This is a genomic window from Ralstonia pickettii (genome assembly GCF_000607165.1).
In the GTDB taxonomy this organism is placed as follows: domain Bacteria; phylum Pseudomonadota; class Gammaproteobacteria; order Burkholderiales; family Burkholderiaceae; genus Ralstonia; species Ralstonia holmesii.
Map to the genome: position 1 here is coordinate 18,242 of NZ_JFZG01000034.1, position 16,393 is coordinate 34,634.

The 16,393-nt window shown below is 57.9% G+C and carries 20 protein-coding genes; all 20 read left to right on the forward strand.

The window, feature by feature from the left end:
* Positions 1-159 precede the first annotated feature (159 nt).
* The 20 genes from BG83_RS0126140 (at position 160) to BG83_RS30135 (ending at position 16,382) form a co-directional block, all read left to right on the forward strand.
* Complete coding sequence (locus tag BG83_RS0126140; protein ID WP_024979528.1) at positions 160-504, forward strand: hypothetical protein; 345 nt, start codon at positions 160-162, stop codon at positions 502-504.
* A gap of 142 nt (positions 505-646) precedes the next feature.
* Complete coding sequence (locus tag BG83_RS0126145) at positions 647-2,002, forward strand: hypothetical protein (protein WP_024979529.1); 1,356 nt, start codon at positions 647-649, stop codon at positions 2,000-2,002.
* A 330-nt stretch (positions 2,003-2,332) separates the two neighbouring features.
* The gene (locus BG83_RS0126150; RefSeq protein ID WP_024979530.1) at positions 2,333-2,581 is read left to right on the forward strand and encodes a hypothetical protein; all 249 of its coding nucleotides are present in this window, start codon (positions 2,333-2,335) and stop codon (positions 2,579-2,581) included.
* Between the two features lie 157 nt (positions 2,582-2,738).
* On the forward strand, positions 2,739-3,854 hold the full coding sequence (locus BG83_RS0126155) for a hypothetical protein (RefSeq protein ID WP_024979531.1): 1,116 nt from the start codon (positions 2,739-2,741) through the stop codon (positions 3,852-3,854).
* 649 nt (positions 3,855-4,503) lie between these two features.
* Complete coding sequence (locus BG83_RS29985) at positions 4,504-4,641, forward strand: hypothetical protein (protein ID WP_231973502.1); 138 nt, start codon at positions 4,504-4,506, stop codon at positions 4,639-4,641.
* A 180-nt stretch (positions 4,642-4,821) separates the two neighbouring features.
* A complete protein-coding gene (locus BG83_RS0126165; protein WP_024979533.1) occupies positions 4,822-5,877 on the forward strand; it encodes a hypothetical protein in 1,056 nt (351 codons plus the stop codon).
* Positions 5,878-6,207: 330 nt separating this feature from the next.
* The gene (locus tag BG83_RS0126170; protein WP_024979534.1) at positions 6,208-7,041 is read left to right on the forward strand and encodes a hypothetical protein; all 834 of its coding nucleotides are present in this window, start codon (positions 6,208-6,210) and stop codon (positions 7,039-7,041) included.
* Between the two features lie 323 nt (positions 7,042-7,364).
* A complete protein-coding gene (locus tag BG83_RS0126175; RefSeq protein ID WP_024979535.1) occupies positions 7,365-7,691 on the forward strand; it encodes a hypothetical protein in 327 nt (108 codons plus the stop codon).
* An 18-nt stretch (positions 7,692-7,709) separates the two neighbouring features.
* On the forward strand, positions 7,710-8,072 hold the full coding sequence (locus BG83_RS0126180) for a hypothetical protein (protein ID WP_024979536.1): 363 nt from the start codon (positions 7,710-7,712) through the stop codon (positions 8,070-8,072).
* Between the two features lie 112 nt (positions 8,073-8,184).
* Positions 8,185-8,385, forward strand: coding sequence for a hypothetical protein (locus BG83_RS29115; protein WP_080693751.1), 201 nt, complete (start codon positions 8,185-8,187; stop codon positions 8,383-8,385).
* Between the two features lie 114 nt (positions 8,386-8,499).
* Positions 8,500-8,748, forward strand: a complete 249-nt coding sequence (locus BG83_RS29120; protein WP_182557884.1) for a hypothetical protein — start codon at positions 8,500-8,502, stop codon at positions 8,746-8,748.
* A gap of 330 nt (positions 8,749-9,078) precedes the next feature.
* Entirely contained in the window at positions 9,079-10,236 is a 1,158-nt protein-coding gene (locus BG83_RS29990; RefSeq protein WP_024979537.1) for a hypothetical protein, read from the forward strand.
* A 172-nt stretch (positions 10,237-10,408) separates the two neighbouring features.
* Complete coding sequence (locus BG83_RS29995; RefSeq protein WP_024979538.1) at positions 10,409-11,305, forward strand: hypothetical protein; 897 nt, start codon at positions 10,409-10,411, stop codon at positions 11,303-11,305.
* Between the two features lie 310 nt (positions 11,306-11,615).
* A complete protein-coding gene (locus BG83_RS0126200) occupies positions 11,616-11,846 on the forward strand; it encodes a hypothetical protein (protein ID WP_024979539.1) in 231 nt (76 codons plus the stop codon).
* 335 nt (positions 11,847-12,181) lie between these two features.
* On the forward strand, positions 12,182-12,772 hold the full coding sequence (locus tag BG83_RS29125; RefSeq protein WP_231973495.1) for a transposase: 591 nt from the start codon (positions 12,182-12,184) through the stop codon (positions 12,770-12,772).
* Positions 12,773-13,114: 342 nt separating this feature from the next.
* Complete coding sequence (locus BG83_RS0126210) at positions 13,115-13,636, forward strand: site-2 protease family protein (protein ID WP_231973493.1); 522 nt, start codon at positions 13,115-13,117, stop codon at positions 13,634-13,636.
* 722 nt (positions 13,637-14,358) lie between these two features.
* On the forward strand, positions 14,359-14,580 hold the full coding sequence (locus tag BG83_RS0126220; RefSeq protein WP_024979542.1) for a hypothetical protein: 222 nt from the start codon (positions 14,359-14,361) through the stop codon (positions 14,578-14,580).
* 153 nt (positions 14,581-14,733) lie between these two features.
* Positions 14,734-14,862, forward strand: a complete 129-nt coding sequence (locus tag BG83_RS30075; protein WP_257784479.1) for a hypothetical protein — start codon at positions 14,734-14,736, stop codon at positions 14,860-14,862.
* A 374-nt stretch (positions 14,863-15,236) separates the two neighbouring features.
* Entirely contained in the window at positions 15,237-15,683 is a 447-nt protein-coding gene (locus BG83_RS0126235) for a hypothetical protein (RefSeq protein ID WP_024979543.1), read from the forward strand.
* 564 nt (positions 15,684-16,247) lie between these two features.
* Positions 16,248-16,382: a DUF1660 family phage protein gene (locus tag BG83_RS30135; RefSeq protein ID WP_375139976.1), complete on the forward strand. Its 135-nt coding sequence runs from the start codon at positions 16,248-16,250 to the stop codon at positions 16,380-16,382.
* Positions 16,383-16,393 lie beyond the last annotated feature (11 nt).

The window sequence follows — 16,393 nt, forward strand, 5'->3', positions numbered from 1 at the left end:
CTGATACGGATTTTGCATGGTAGCTGGGCCAGAACCAGCCAAAGCGAAGCCTGATCAGGCCTCGTTCAATTTCACCGTTCTCCGGTGACTCTATCAACCCAAGCGGGGCAAGCAGCCCTGCGCGGGACTTGCTCCGCACGTTTCAACAGGAGCATCAAAATGGTTCTTGATTTGCTGCGTGATCCAAAGCTGAAGGTCAAACGCGCCCAGTCTTTGGTTGTGAACGCGCCCGCGTTGTTCAAAGACCCAGCGTTCATCGCGTGGTTGAACAACGGCCAGACGAAATTCACCTGGCACGAAGGCGGGGAGCCGACCGAGCATTCCGACGTCGTTGTGCTGGTCAACCCTGCGTCGGACTTTGACGGCACCGAAGCTCATGAGATGCCCGACCATGCGTGGGAGTTCATCTTCCGGCTCTGCGTCGAGAATTTCGACATTTACGGGCCGGGGACGAGCCCTGATGACCAGATCCTGGTGCGGCTGACTAACCGCCTGGAATCCTAACCACCGATATCGACTCAACCACACCGTCGTCGATTAATCGGTGATCAGTACCTCGCCGCCAAGGCGAGTCTCTAAACCCAAGCGGGGCACGCAGCCCCGAAAGGGTCTGCCTGCTTCGCGATACCAATTCAGGAGCAGGTTCATGGAAAAACATCACACTGGCACGGTGCACACCAAGCTAATCGAGGCATTCTTTCAGCCTCAGGCGTGGATCAACGACTACGCCACGGACATTGACGAAGGCTACGGCATCGACGTCACGCAAAAGGTGCTGTCATTGCAGCTGACTCAGATCCATGAGCTGCAAGACTGCCGGGATTCCACGGATGCACTGGTTGACGCTGTCAAGTTGGGGCACAACGGCCCGTACACGGTCGCGGTCGTCAGCAGCGTCTTGGAATTCTTCGGTGTGCGAAGCCTGGGCGAGATCGATCAGGATCAACTGGATGCCGCCAGGACTGCGGCGATGTGGTCGGCCTTGCAAGATCGCATTCCGTCGGCGCTGCTGAAGCGCAAGGTCCTGAGCGACTGGGGCAGTATGGTTGGTCTGACACTGCACGACGGGTACCGGTTTCTTGTTGCCAGTCATGCAAAAGCCAAGCGGGTAATTGCGGTCGTGGATGGATTGTTCAATCGTGACGCCTACAAGGCCCTGATCTCTGAAATGCAAGGGGCCGGCGTCGCTGTGGACAACGTACATGTGTACTGTGAAATCGGTTCGTACACAGGTCCGGGCATCGAGATCGTGAAGTTCGACGACTTCCCCGAAACTTTGGGACGTTACCGTAAGCCGAAGGGCGGGGAAGACTATGTCATTCTATCCAGTCAGACTCCTCCGAATTCCTATGTAGCGCATAGTCCTGAAGACGTCGGCGGCGAGCCAGCGGCAACGCCGCCGCAGACGTCGAACATAGAAGAGGCGGTGAGATTTGTCTGTCTTTCCGACGCGAGCGCGGTCCAAGAAGAATTGGTGAAGCGCTATCCCGGCAGCGTTTTCCTCATCGACATCGCGCCGCATGCCGCGGTTGAAGGTGAGCCGGCGGACGTAGTGCAAGGCGTTCCTGACCTGGACGGCTTGAACGATGAACGCGCAATGTGGGCCCGCCAAGCTTTGGACGCATTTCAGCGCGCAACCAACTGCGAGCAAGAGAGCGTGGTCGGAGATCTTCTGTGCGATCTGATGCACCACTGCGACAGAACGGGTGTGGATTTCTTGTCGGAGATGGGGCGCGCTGTTCGTCACTACGAAGATGAGACTTCCGCACATGTCGCAGTTGAACCTTCAGGTGTGCTCGAGTCGCTCTTGACGGATGCGCTCGAGTTGAGAGACATGAAGGTCGAGATCAACAACGACTACTCGCAAGAGGACCTCCTGCGTTGGGGTGACCGCCTTGCTGTCGCTGACAAGGCAGTTGAGATGCTAAAGGAATTGCCGCTTTATCCGCACCTTGAGCTACGCGCTCGCAAGCTTGCAACAGCGAGTACGCAGCAGAGCTGATCAGTACCAATTGGCGCCTGCCGCGCTCCCTTCACGGGGAGGCGGTGGGCGCTTTTTCATTTCGATCTGAGAAACGTGCTGCGGCTCCGAGGGGCCGGGGAGGGAAGTGCCGTGGCGGAAACTGTACTGAGCTTCGCCTTGGCTAGCTTCCTGATAGGAATTCTTCCGTGGTAATCTTGCGCAGTATTCCAACGGTAGCTAGACCGCAACTAGCCGATACTGGCCGAAGTTGGCCGCGTCACCGTAATGCGGTGATATTCAATCAACCCAAGCGGGGAGCATACCTCCGCTTGGGGATGTCAGCTCCGCATCCATCTTGGAGCATGATCCATGAAGAAGAGTGTTTTTTGGCAAGTGAAGCACACTCTGGTGGGCTTTGTGTCCGCGAATCCCAACGCTGCAGCGGCCCAAATGAGCCGGGAGCAGTGGAGGCAAGCTGCTGAAATCGGGCGGCAATCTCGCTCGATCGGCATTCTCACAGCACTCTCAGATGACGCCCTCAAGGAAATCGCAAGCGGAGAGCTGGATGTCGTCGCACTTTACAGTGCGGTGCTGGCCGGGCGTCGAACGAGCGCCTGAACTGGCGACTGTCGACATGCCACGTTAAGCGTGAGGCATTTGCTGGACGGTAGCTGAACGTCTTGGCGGACAGCTAACCATCAAATTGAATTTGAACCCATGCGGGGCGAGTGTCCCGACTGGGGATGCCTGCTTCGCGTATCCCATAGGAGCAGGTATGTCACAAAATCGTCTACCGGGCGAGCACCAGGAAGTGCTGTTTTTCTCGACAGCACAAGAAGGAAAGCGGAACGTCACCGCTACTGTCATTCGTCCGCTAACCGAGCAGGAAGCGGATATCGAAGAAGTCGGCCCAATGTTCAAAATTCGTCTCGAGGACGGCGCTGAGCAGGATGCGTTCGAGGACGAACTGATCCCCATCGATACCCTTGAGGACGAAGAGGTTGTCGGTCTCGATCGCGATGGCTGCGTGTTGCAGTGGAATACGCAGACGCGAATTTCCGAAAATACCGGCGAGAAGCTCGAACAGTATGGCATCCACAATCTGCGCGAACATGAGGCTCCGCGCGTCGGTGTACCAGAGGGCGTATGGCTGCAGCACGTCAACACGGTCACAGCGCGCCAGCCGGTGCCGGGCAAGCGCTATGTGTTCTTCAACGCCAACGACAGTCGGGTTTCCACCTGGTGCGCTGAGGGTCGCGTTGACGCACCGCGTACCGCCTATGTGGAGTCTGGCTTCGAGGCAACGCACTGGTGCGAAATCCCCACTGAGCATGACCCCCGCTGGCGTCCCGGTAACCCGTTTCATGTTCCGGAGGCCGAAGGCAAGGGAGTGCTGACGCAGTGCCCGTTCTATCCGTCTGGTCGATTGGGTGTTTGCTGGGAACGAAAGGAGCCTGGCAGCCGCCTGGATGTGAATTTCCCTACTTTCGACGGCGCGAAAGCTTGGATGCTGGCAGACGAACTCCGCGGTGAAGCATTGCCGTTGCCCGATGTCACGCGAAAGCTGCAGATCACGCACCCGCGCACGGGCGCCAGTTTCAGCGTCAAAGAGGCATCGGCAGCTGATTGGACCGACTCGTGGCCGTCCCAGATGGCCGACGGTCTGCCGGTCAGTGAGGGCCCGGGTAACATCAATGGTTCCGTGTTCTGCTTTTGGCTCGGACAACACACGAGCCCGTTCTGTACGGATATCGTGCGGACGATGACGGCGTTTATCGGAGACCACGATGTTGCGGCGGTCCGATTCGTACGTGCAGCGCCAAGCAAAGTGCACCCGGCCATTACGGCGGCGTACACTCAGTTGGCCGATCGCGCAGGTGGAACGACATGAGCAAGTACGGTCAGTTCAATCAGTGCGGTCGGGCCTTGGCCGCGCCTGGGCTCACGTCCTATCGCTGCCGGTCTGGCTATGGCTGGATCATGATTGGTGCGTCTGACGACCGCGACGCACTGCGCGAGGCCCGGAGGTCCAGGGCGGATGTCCTGGAGCAGGATCTGGAAGTTTGGGATGGTACGCAGTACCAGCCGGTACTGGGACGTCGAACTACGCCGACTGCCCCGGCCTGTGCCTGCCGTTCCTAGTTGGAAAAGGCCCCGACCACTCTTGGTGCAGTAGCCCCAAAGCCCGTCGTTCTCCTGAAAATGGGGAATGGCGGGCTTTTTTCTTTGCCTAAAAACACTCCCTGCTTCCCAGCAGGAATCCGTGATACCCTTGCGAGGTACCTCTACCGGCAGCTGGTCCGATATCCAGCCAGGTGGTTCGACCTAGGGCCACCGCTATTCAAATTCATCACTATGTGGTGATCTACATAACCCACGCGGGGCACGCAGTCCCGCAAGGGGTTGCCTGCTTCGCAATCTAATGCGAGGAGCAGGACATGTCAGTGAACTCCATCTGTACCGGCGGGCACCGTCAGCGACAAGGTGTGCGTTGTCTCAACATGCCAGGTCGGTCGCATTTGTATGGGCCAGTCGGTCAGATGTCCGACGACCTCGACGCCGGCGGCCCACTGGATGCACCGGAGATCCTTCCGGCCGGCAGCAGCAACAGCACCGATTGGCGTAACTTCCGTGGCCAGCCGATCGCCCGCCAGACGGAGTGCGGCCGGGAGCGGTGATGTACAGGCCGCGCCGTCCTAGACGAACAGCCGCTAGTTGATCCCTAAGCTCGGAACGTTGATTTCGATCGACCTAACGGCATTCATATTCACCGGCACCGGTGACCATTACCAACCCTCGCGGGGCAACCAGCCCCGAATGGGGTTGCTTGCTTCGCAGATCCAATATGGAGCAAGAAGATGCAAGCAAGCAACGCAGTAACTGAACTGGAAGAGGCACAGGCCCTCGGCCACGCAAGCGTGGAAGAAATGATCGCAGCCGACGCGAACGCCGTGCTTCACGCCCAGCATGTTGCGGTCGCCCGGGCGTATCAATCCTCAGCTCACGCCATCCAGCGAAAGACGGAAGCAGCCAGCAAGCACGGCCTGACACCAGATCAGATTAGCTGGGTTGAGCCCCCATTCGACGCGCCAGTGCGCATCACCGCTGCCGATGTTGTGGCCGCGCGGGACGCGGGGTTCCAGGTCCAGTTAGGAACGGCTGAACATCGCCTAGACCTGATTGGTCGGTGGTGGTGGACATTGAGCCAGCCCGGCTGGCAGAGTGTGGAGTCAAGCGCCGGCAACTTTGCGACCAAAGCAGAAGCATGGGCGGATGTAGTGCGCGCGCTTCGCGACGACCCTTCGCTCGGTTCGCCGGCGAAAGCGGCTGAAGAGCCGCGCCTGTGGGTTGCGATGGTCGAGCACGTGGAGTGCCCTGGTGCAAGGCTGGCCGTGTTCTTCCAGAGAGAAGAGCCTGTGGACGCTGAGATTTTCGCGCGGTATGCGGCCACAACAAAACCGACCGAACTTGATATCGCCGGTCTGTTCGACCTCACGTTCGACGCAAGCGTTGATCCAGGCACCGCCAGGGCTCTGATGACCTACGCGAATGCGCAGGTGGAGGGCGACTATGGTGCGATTTCGCCACCCGCCGTCGTTGACGAGACGCTGGGTTGGTTGAATCCAGGCCAGCGGGCGATACTTGAGAAGTATGCGAGGGGTCAATTTTCATATCTGGCTTGCAGCAAATCGGAGGAGGAATTCCGGAGCTCAGTGGCCCGCTGTGGCGATGGTGTCTTGAAGTTCCTGATGACCGAACTTTCGAGCGCGGAAGACTGCTCGTCAGGCGAGCAGGCCAGTGCGCGGATCGAGATCGCGATTGCGCAGCTGCAATCTGTACTCGGCGCCGTGCAGGATATTCCCGAATGGATGCCGAATGACGGCCATGACCAAGCCATGAACGCTGGTTGCTGACGCAAGTCCGGCCCAGCAGCACAAGCCCGCCGGCCTCCTTATAGGAGGCGGCGGGTTTTTCTTTGTCTGGCAGCACGACACGCAGCTGAGAGAAGAAGGAACGCAGGTGATTAAGGCGTTTCCGTCACTGCTGCGCCTCAATTTCTCATCAGGAAATTCGCGTGTTATGCTTGCGCTGTTTTCCATGGCCGCTGGTCCATCTCCAGCCAACGCGAACCCGACGCGGATCGCGATTCCTATACACCGCCAGTCGGTGTGTCCATTACCCACGCGGGGCAAGTTGTCCCGCAGAGGGCTTCCTGCTTCGCTGACTACATTCAGGAGCAGGATATGCAATCAATCAAAGTTTCGCCTCCTACGCGTGCAACGGCGGCAGATCTCGTCGGAAAGGAAGTGCCGTTCACCCTGTACGAGGTTGTGCAGACCATGCGGGACGACGTATTCGTCAGCGCTGAAGTCAAGCCCGTAACCATCACCTGGCATGGCATCCGAACGGAAGTCGGCGCAACCGCACCGTCGGTGACATTCGTTGGTTCGGATGGCAGACAAGGCTGGGGTAATGCCGAGCTCTTCTATCTGACCGAGGTGGAAGCCATGAAGGAAGTGGCTCTCCTAATGCCCGACCGCCGGCCGACCGAGGCCCCTGTTCTGGACGTCAATGGGCGCCGATTCGTGCATTTTGAAGGCCGAGCCAGACAAGAGCAAAGCGGGTTCTACCGTGAGAAGCCCAATGGGATTCTGTTTTTCGGCAACGACAAGGAGCCTTTCGCGTTTGCCGTAACGAACCCGAAACAGGGCCTGTTTTTCGTGTCCTGCAGTCGGCACGGATCCGGCGTCCGATACATGCACTCGACGAGCTCGGTTGACGAGCGACGCCTGGGCATCGAGGGAGTAGGTTTGAGTGCACAGCATGACCTGGTCTGCGCGCTGGTCAACCAGTTGCACGGCAAAGACGTGCTGTGGACTGGCGAGGATGCAAAAATCCTACAGTTGGCGCTTGGCAATTTGGCCGCGCTGTTGGCCGATCCGTGCAGTGCCGATCGGTGCAGCATGGGGGCCGAGAAGGCGGACCGATGGGCGGATCGCTGCAATGCGATGCTTGAATCGCTCGAATCCGAAGGGAAGGGCGAGCATCGCAGCACGCTTCTCGCGCTGCGCAAGTAGTCCCATTTCAGTGGAATCAACGCCCGCCTGTCCAGTTTGGACAGAGCGGGCGATTTTTTTGGGCGCCGGGCGCTCTGGCACCGCGGCAAGCAGGGCAGTTGTGTCGACCAACATGCTGGGCGCGTCTGATTCCCACCAGGAATTGGGCGTGGTACCCTTACGGTGCTTTTACTCGGCAGCTGGACCGAAACTCCAGCCAACGCGTTCTACTACTGGGCGCGACTCAATTTCACCATTCGTGGTGAGCCACTAAACCCTTGCGGGGCACGCGTGCTCCTGTAGGGGTCGCCTGCTCCGCCAATTCCTTTTCGGAGCAGAAAATCATGCAGAACTTTTGCAAGACGTTGTTGGTCGCGGCGACATGCGCCATGGCGGCGTTTGCTGTGCACGCCCAAAGTGTCGGTGGCCGGGGTGCGGACCTAGGTTGGTACGTGAGCCAGCCGATGCAATTTGTGGTGTCGGGCGTCCTGCTGAAGGATGGCAGCACCACGGAAATCCGTCCAACTCACGGCATCTATGTCGCGAGATCGCAAACGGAGGCCATCGATTTCTTCGCCGCGAAAATGCGTGATGAGAACCCTGGCTACCACTTGGTTACAGCTCTGGCCTCTCCGGTTCCGGTAACCGGTACTTGTCGCCTGGACATCTGATCACATAGGAGCTGCATCGTGACTGATATCCAACGTGCAATGTACCTGACCGACGATCGCGATCTTCCGAAGGACGAGCTGCGGGCGCTGGTTATTTTCCCCGGTGGCAACGGCGACTGGTACGTCCAAGTAGCACCGGAGCACGGGCGCACCTTAGAAGGCGTCCGAATTTGTACCTCTGGCGGCGCAGCTTCAGCTTGTCCTGGTCTCGGCGTAGCAATTGCCGAGGCTTACAGGGCGATGATGGATGCGCAAACTGGCCGGAAGCTTGAGTATGTTCCGTCGCGCGCGGAACTGGAGCAAGAGTTGTGGGCGTGGCGCCAGATGTTTCCAAAGTACCAGTTTGACGGCTTCTTCAGCATTGAGAAGAAGGCAGACTAAGGTCGTGCCGCCCTCAATTTTGTACGCCGCACCGCGGTGACTTTTTAACCCTAGCGGGGCTTTCGACTCCGTGTGGGTTGTCGGCTCCGCAGTTCAATTCAGGAGCAGGCAAATGCCAAACGAGGACGCAGAACTGCGCCCGATCACCGTGTCTGGCGGAAAGAAGTCGATCAGTGACGACGATATGTGTGCTGGATGCGCCAATTGCGACTACCTTCCAGGCTCGATGAGTGGCTGTAAGTTGGACTGGCCAGGACGGGAAGATCGCGACGGCTATGTGCAGCAATGCGATAAGTTTTCACGCGAGAGCTGATACGGTCTCGGCCGCCAATTGCGTTCACTGCCAGGCGGTGAACTTTTTACCCAGCGGGGCTTTCAACTCCGTCGGGGTTGTCTGCTCTGCTTTCTCTGTCAAGGAAGCAAGGAAATGCCCGCGAACGATTCGGTCATCGATAAGCTCTGCAAAGCAGCAGACAATCACGGAGACGATGCTGGTGATGCCGACCATACGGTCGGCGACCTGCAGGGGCTCCTCCAATTGTGCTGGCGCCTCATGACGCCGGCGCAGAAGGAAGCCTTTGCCGCGAGTCCGGAGGTCGAGGATGTTGTCGACCTCGGAGCGCGAGGGGAGTACTCGGTTGAGGATTTGCTGGCCGAGGTTGAGAAGGAAGGTTGATAACGGCGAAGGCCGATATCGGCCTGGCGCCCGTACTGTCCAGAAAGGATGGTGCGGGCGTTTTTCATTTGTGCGTTGTGCTCGCACCCTGAAACTAATCGGCACAAGCCCTGGCGTAGGCACCGTGACACAGCGCTGGCGGCAGTTTCCTGTTGGGAAATCGTGGTACCCTTCATCGGTATTTCGCACGGTAGCTGGGCCTTAAATTCAGCCAAAACGGCGTTAGCGCCGATTCTCATTTTCACCGGCATCGGTGAGTCACCAACCCTTGCGGGGCTTGCAGCCCCAGACGGGGTTGCCTGCTCCGCGTTTCCATTCAGGAGTAGGCAAATGCATGTTTTCGAATTGACCCTTGCCGGTTTCAACGGCTCTTCGAGCAAAACGGATCACCTGATCGTTTGGGTAGCGGTTCAAGCGAGCCAAGCGGAATTCGTTCAGCAGCTGTCATCAGCTGGGCTCTATCCGACGAAGGTCACGGCCGTAGAAGTGCTGCCGTCTCACTTCGAGGCGGAACTGCAGATCTCGAGCAATCTAGGTGAGCTGTCACGGTTCATCGACGAACGGCTGGGTACCGTCCCGTTTGACTCGCCAATTGGAAAGGCCATCGATGCTCTCCAGCTGGCCTGCCAGAATCCAGGCGACCCAAACTATCGGGTCTACAAAGAGGCGCTGTCGTCGCTTGTCGAAGCACGTCGGCATATCCTGCTTCTCGAGAAGCGGATTTCTGACCGGGAGATCAGTCCAGGTGGCGACGAGTACAGCGAGCTCCTTGGTCTGCTTGGCTTGTATATGTCGCCGTCCGCGCGCCTGGCGAGACTGGCTGCCGACGCGCGGATCCTCGGACTCGTTCCGAATCTGCAACCCGAAGGCCTCTCCTTGGGCGAGGGAAACCCGCTGCGCATCAATGTGCGGCAGGTTACGTCGGACCTTTCGTCTGTCGAGGACGAGGATGTCGCGGGTGTGTACGGTGTGCTCTTTACCGTAGATGCAGGCGAACTGACTGACGCGAAAAAGGCGGCCATTGCACTGGACATCTTTCACTCCAAGCAGGGCATCGCTGTCCTGGACGATTTCGAGATCTCTGTCTTGGATGAGGAAGGAAACCTCGTCGCGCCGGATGCCGAACACGTCGACTACTCGTGCTCTGATGCGGGAACCGTTGAGAAGATCAGCGACGTTCCATTGGATGCGACGGCGGCAGGCGCTGTGATTCCCACTGGAAGCGGAGCCAACACGGAGGCAATCGAGCACTCGATCGCCGGTGGGAAGGGGCCATTCGTTCGGGATCACGTCGATATGGAGATCTGGTGTCAGCTGGCGCCGGCGGTCGCGGATCTTGAAGAGGACACCGTCGTGGGACGAGCGGTCGTTGATTTGCTCAAGCAATTCGAGGCCATCATCAAAGCGAAAGCGAAGATGGAGACCTACAACGTCGAGGAACTGAAGGCAATAGGCGTGGATCAGTGCCATGTCTGGTTCTACGGCTGACGGATTCCGCATCCTCAACAATGAAGCGCAACTCTACTTTTGGGCAAAGCCCCATGGGGTAGGGTTGAACGCCTTTCTCTGTTCACCGGCCTGCCGGTGATTTTGGTAACCCAAGCGGGGCACGCAACTCCGAATGGGAGTGCCTGCTTCGCAATTTCTTTGGAGCAAGCATATGACCAACAATCAGGCCCAGAATCGTCAGCCGGATGGCGCACTCATGAGTTCGCAAGGCAATGGCGGGGAAGGTCCACAGGAGCGTGTGTGGACGGATTGGTTTGAAAATCCGTTCCACGCGATCAAGGCTGTTGCAGAGGCGGCCGGCATACCGGAGCAGTTCGACCGGGTGTTGCAGGTGCTGCGCGAGTCAGCAACGTGCTGGACCAACTTTAATTGCGACCAGTATCTTGACGATTTGCTGCAGGAGATCGGTGGCGCTACCAGCATTGTTTGCGAACAGGATCCCGCGAACAAGATGTACCGCGCTACCTACGACGGTGCAACTTCCGTAACGGTCGTGCCCGTTGGATCCAGTGAACCGCACCTGTCGGACGTACCACCGTTTCGGCTGACCGCTGTAACCGGAGAATGGCTTGCCGCTGGCCAAGACATCCCTGCGTACACCAACGGGGTTCGCTGGAACGGATGGCAGCAGCCGCTATTTCCGACGGCGTCGGTCCGAATGCTCGCACAGCTGATGCCAGCAGAAGTGGCCTTCGATGAGTCGGCCGGTGTAGTGCGGGTCACGGACGTGCACGAGGAGCCCGCCGCTGTCTTCGAGTCCTCAATGGAGCAAATTGAAGTCGATGGACGGACCCTCGACGTGTTCTGTGTGGGCACTGGCTGGTGCTGGGAGCTTGCTGATAGTGAACAGAGGGGCTCGGACCGCGACAAGGCGCGTGCGATCCTCTCAGGCTATGGCTACCAGCGAGTCGCTGACCTGTACGACCAAAACCCCGAGTTTGCGAGTGCGCTGCGCGCGCTCGCGGGCCCCGAGTTCGAGTATCCGGACTATTCGTACCTCTTGGTGCGACAGGCGATTTCGAAGGCGGATCGGCAGTTTGGATCTTGAGGCGCTTCAGTGCCTGGACACCATCAAGAACTTCATTGATAGGCAAGCGACATCATTTCGCCACGCATCAGTGCGCCGCCGCGCTCCCGTTCATGGGGGCCGGCGGTTTTTTTTTGCTCGGAAGCTTCGTGATGCTCCCGGGCGTAGCCGGTACGCTGCCTTCCACATACCGCCGCTTGTGCGTCAGCCGGCATAGTTGACCCTGTATAAAAACACAGTAGTATACGGCGTATTCCCTCGGCCTCCTTAGAGGTTCCCGTGGTGAACTCGATGCGAATTCGATTGCAGGCGGCACGTATCGGAGGCCGAAATGGACAACTGGGATCAAGTTTCGGGCTATGGTTGGGAACACCCAAGTGGATGGGCGATCGCCCTCATGAACGTGCGAGGGCAGCCAGCGTACATGCTGTCGCGCAATGGCGCCATTCACGGTCCGTTCGATTCACTGGCGGACGCAAAAGCGCGCCACGCAATCTTGGTCCCGTGCTTCGAACCGGCCGATATCGACTCTGCAAAGTCGATGGGTGAAGTGAGCGACTGAGGGGGCGTACAGCGTTGGCGCCAAGGCCGGGTCTGGCGGCAGCGCGAGCACAAACGCTGTCCAGGTGAATGATGCCCAATGGGCGCAGCCGCCAGACTTAAGACCCTACCAGGCCATCAGCGCAATTCAAGGCGTTGGGAGCTAGCGTTCCTCGGGAGCCGGAGAACCGAAGCACACGCGGACCTCCGGAAGCAGATGACCGATTTGATTCTCTCATTGCTATCTGTGCTTACGTCACGTACTAGTTCACACCCGCAGACTCTACAGTCGGATGCCGGCCGCGCTTCTACCGGATCTTCAAATCGTCTATGGACCTAGAAAAAGTGCGATTGCACTTGCCGAAATTCGAACGCGATGTCGCGATCGTAGCGGAAAAAATGGGCGACCATCAGCCTAGTGTCATCGTCTATGTCGAAGTACTGCGCCACCTGGTTCGGCATGAAGCGTCCGGCGCCTGCCACAAGTACTCTGCAATTTTGTACGTCCTGCTTTCGGAACTGGAGGCTCAGCTGCCTGGGGACGCGGACGAGGTGTCTTTGCGGATCGGAGTCGTGCTTTCTCCGGACGGAGAAAAATTTGACCATTCGTGGGTGCAGTACGGACCAGGCATATATGACGCGGCCGTCTGCCTTCCGAGCGCTATAGGAGGCCAGACCGGCGGCCCAGTCTTCGCGTCGCACGACCTGCTTACCGGTCAATTTGTCCACGGCCGCTACACGCAGTTGGCGGCTCTCGAGTTGGACGACGATGCTCAACGCGTCGCGCGTTGGACGCTGAGCGACTATGCCGACTACATTGCTCAAGAAGGCGCCCTTTCGTTGTGGGAAATCGTCGTCGAAATCGGAAACGAGGTTGGCTTTCCACTGAATGCCGAGGCACTTCGCGTTAAGTATGGGGGGCATCTCCGTGTGCGTGCGGACCATTGACTATCAGTGCTCGCTTCAGGTCATGGTCGATTTCCGACATTGGCTCAATATGGGGCATCGTGCGCTGGCATCAGTGTGTAATTCTCGATCAGTGACAGTTCAGGTATAGGCGAGGCGAAGCGACGTGGGGACGCGCGATGAGCTCGTGGCAGCGGAAATTGGTGCTCAGGACGCTGATTTGGAAGGCAAGCGATCCGGGTGATTTCCTTTTTGAGCCAATGTTGGTCGGCAACGTTTGAGACACGGGTGGAAAACCTGACACTGGTTCACTCCTTCCGGAATCGAACCTAATTTGTACGCGCAAAAATGGACTCACAAAAAAGGGCACGAATCCTCCGCACCATGCTGGTCGAGGTTCCCTTCGCGCTGGTGTTCGTCGGATGGTTCTTGTATCGAGCCCTGATGCAAGAGATGGACGTAAGCGAAATCTTCTCTTTCATCGTCGCTCTCGGCGTGCTCTTCGTAGCCGAGAGTTTCATCCATGAGAGTGGCCACGTTATTTGCGGCCTGCTGTACGGTGTGCCGCCCTCCAGAATCCAAGTGGGCTATGGCCCGTCGATCCATCTCTGGCAAGACGGTCACGTTCCGGTTTCATTGGGGTTGTTGCCATGCGGCGGTTACGTGGAGTTTCGGTATTTGCCGATCTCACGGCGGCAGCGGATTGTGATGTATGCGGGTGGTGTCGCGGCCTCCAGCGTCGCCGCAATCGTTGCGTGGAACTTCATTCCCCATCACCTCGATTTGCTTCGTACCGAAACTGTTATGGCGTTTGCGCTCTTCATAGCCACAAATTTGTTTGGTACGGCGCCAAAGGACAAGTACTCCGACGGAGATGCCATCCGGGGGTTGTTAGCCTATCGGTAAGTGGCGGGGCAGTAGGCGTCGCACGTACTCCAATTATCTCCACTCGGCTTTCCTATACGAATGGAGCGCCCTGCATTCGCAGGGGCCGAACTGGAGTAATGCCTCATGTTGTTCATTGTCTTGTTCCTGGTCGTCGCCTTGACGGCCTTCACCTACCTCCGCCGCCACAACCTATTCTTGTGGGTTGGCACCGTTATGGCATGGGTTTGGTTCCTCGACCTCTGTGCCGGTGCAGCAGGGGACCTGTTGCGCAATGCCTGGAACGCGTGGTTCGGAGCATAGCCTTCTGGCAAGGCAGTATAGGGCGGGGGTCGTTCATCTCAATGCTACTCCCCGCAATATGCTTCAAGCTACTGTCCAGCCTCCAAGGCCCGGCGACATTGCAGGACGTGGCCCCCGATTCGGGTTCGTCGTGGAGGTTTGAGGCTGCCGCTGGTCGACTGAAAGCGCAGGTCACCTCAAATCCCGAAAAAAATCGCACGACGCGACCGGAAACCCTCCGGGCACCGCCAGGGTAGCGATTGGAGTTTCTGGCGATTGCGCCGTTAAGAGACGGGGCGAAAGCATTCACGAGTGCGACGCCATACAACCAGGAATTCGCACGATTTGCGTCACGAAGGCTAGAAAATGCCTACCGGGCTGGGACAATTTCAGGTAGGGCGCTCCAGAACTCCGCAGAGAGCGGTGCCGGCGTGTTAGCGCCCGACTTAAGGAAGAATGCAATGACTACAAAGCTGACGGACAAGCAGGAGGCGGTTTTGGCGTTCGCTAGCCAACACGGCACGATTGACTTTTACCAGGCCAGCGAGTTGGGGGCGAACGGCACCACCCTGGCCAGCATGACGAAAAAGGGGTGGCTTGCGAAGCAAGAGTGCAACGGCCTCAACGATTGGACGGTCACAGATGCCGGTAAAGCGCTGGTTAGGTGCAGCGCCGTTGAGTAGCCCCGTTTGCGCCTGTGGACTGCGTCGCGTCTGCAATTCCGCAGCTGAATCAACCTGACCGTTAAACTGGCGAGACGCCCTGTCCAGGTAGGTTGGAAACAGCTGTCGTGGACTACCCCAAAAAGGGCCGCAACCAGCGATGGAGTGATGGAAATGAGCAGTGTCGGTGCAAATAACGTAGCGAATCAGGTTGGCAATCGTGTGGCCGATTGGTTCGCTGTCGCACTCTTGGTCGTCGAGATTCTGGCGTTTGTGATCAATCTGACGCGCTCCTTCAAGTGAACCGAAGGTGAGCCGGCCATGCGACATGGGGGGCACGCTCCAGTAGCTGCGGCAAGCGGAAAGGTCGGGAGCGCTAAGCACAGTCAATTCGCGCCACAAATTTGCAAGGTGGGCTGCCGGCGATTGTCGGAAGACCCCCGCTTCGAGGGAATAGCTAGCTCGGCTGGTTCACTGTAGGTTCGAGGGAGAAAGGGGGTAACTATGCAAATCAGAGTGACAGTGACGCGTGGCGGTGCTCAGCTTTTTTCGCACGTTTACACGGTTTCCAAGGACGGCGATCTTGAGCAGGCTGTGGGGAGTGCCCTTTCGGAAGCACGGAAGGTGGCGGGCCCCGTCTCATTCGACTATGTCATCAACATTGAGAAGGTTGACCCATGACTTCCACCATTAAGGCCTCGCTTCTTTTACTCACAATGCTGGCTTTTTGCCAGGCAGCACACGCGGCAATCACCACCTCCATCGATGGCGGCACGTCATATATCCATCTGGGGACGTTGACAGCGAAGGAGTGCAAGGCTGTTCTGGAGTCGCCCGTTAGTGCTTCCCAGCAGTTCGCTTTCGACGGCCGCATCCTGGTGCCGGACGCAAGTATTTGCCATGACGGAATCAAGCTCGCATTCGTCAGGAAAGAGGCTGTCGTGCGGACTACAAAGGATGGCGTTACGACGTGGCCACTCGGTAAGAAAGACTGCACGAAAGTCGCAACTCGGATGCTTGAGACTCACAGACCTGTGCAAGTTAACGGCACGAATGTTACGAGTCCGGAATTAGTCGAAGCCACTTGCTCAAAGTTGAGCAATGCAGTCACTGTGCCTCTGTAACGAGAAGCGACATGATATCTCTCGAGCGTGACACATACCTGATGCGCCAAGGTAGGGAAGATGCACGTTTCGGTATGCCGAGCCGCGCTCGTGACTTGCAATGCGTGAGCGAGCAGTTGGCTTATCGACGCGGCTATAGAAAGCCAGATTCTGTTCAGGTGCTGAAGACGATCGCAGTCGTATCCTCTGTTGTTGCGCTCCTTGCGTGGGCCCTATGGGGCTTCTCGATGCAGATTGAAGCGTTGAAGTACGGAACCGCGATCACGTTGTCGCCGGGTTGGGGTAATTTCTGTTGCTTTGGGTCCGGGGTGCCTTTTCTAATCACGCTTTTGTGGCACTGGTGCCTCCCTGCAGAACGGTAATGACTACCCTGAGTGTTGTGCGTTCTCTCAGCATAAGCGTACACACAGCGTTTCCGGTGGGCCATCCCGCCGAGCATTGCGAGTATTCGATACTCTCGATCTTACTGATGTCCCCGAAAGGGCACTACATCTGCAAAAGGTACAGGAGGCACATGGAGTGGCGCGCGTGGCGGAAGGCTGAGAACCCTAATGGAAATTGGAGATGAAACGCATCCTTTGCTTGCTTCTGGGGCACAAATTCGAAGAAGTCTCCAGGGTTGAGAGTCGATACGACGTAACAGTAGTGCGATACCAGTGCACGAGGTGCTTGCAGCACGAGCGAACCGACCTGCAATAAGTCAGGAGTAC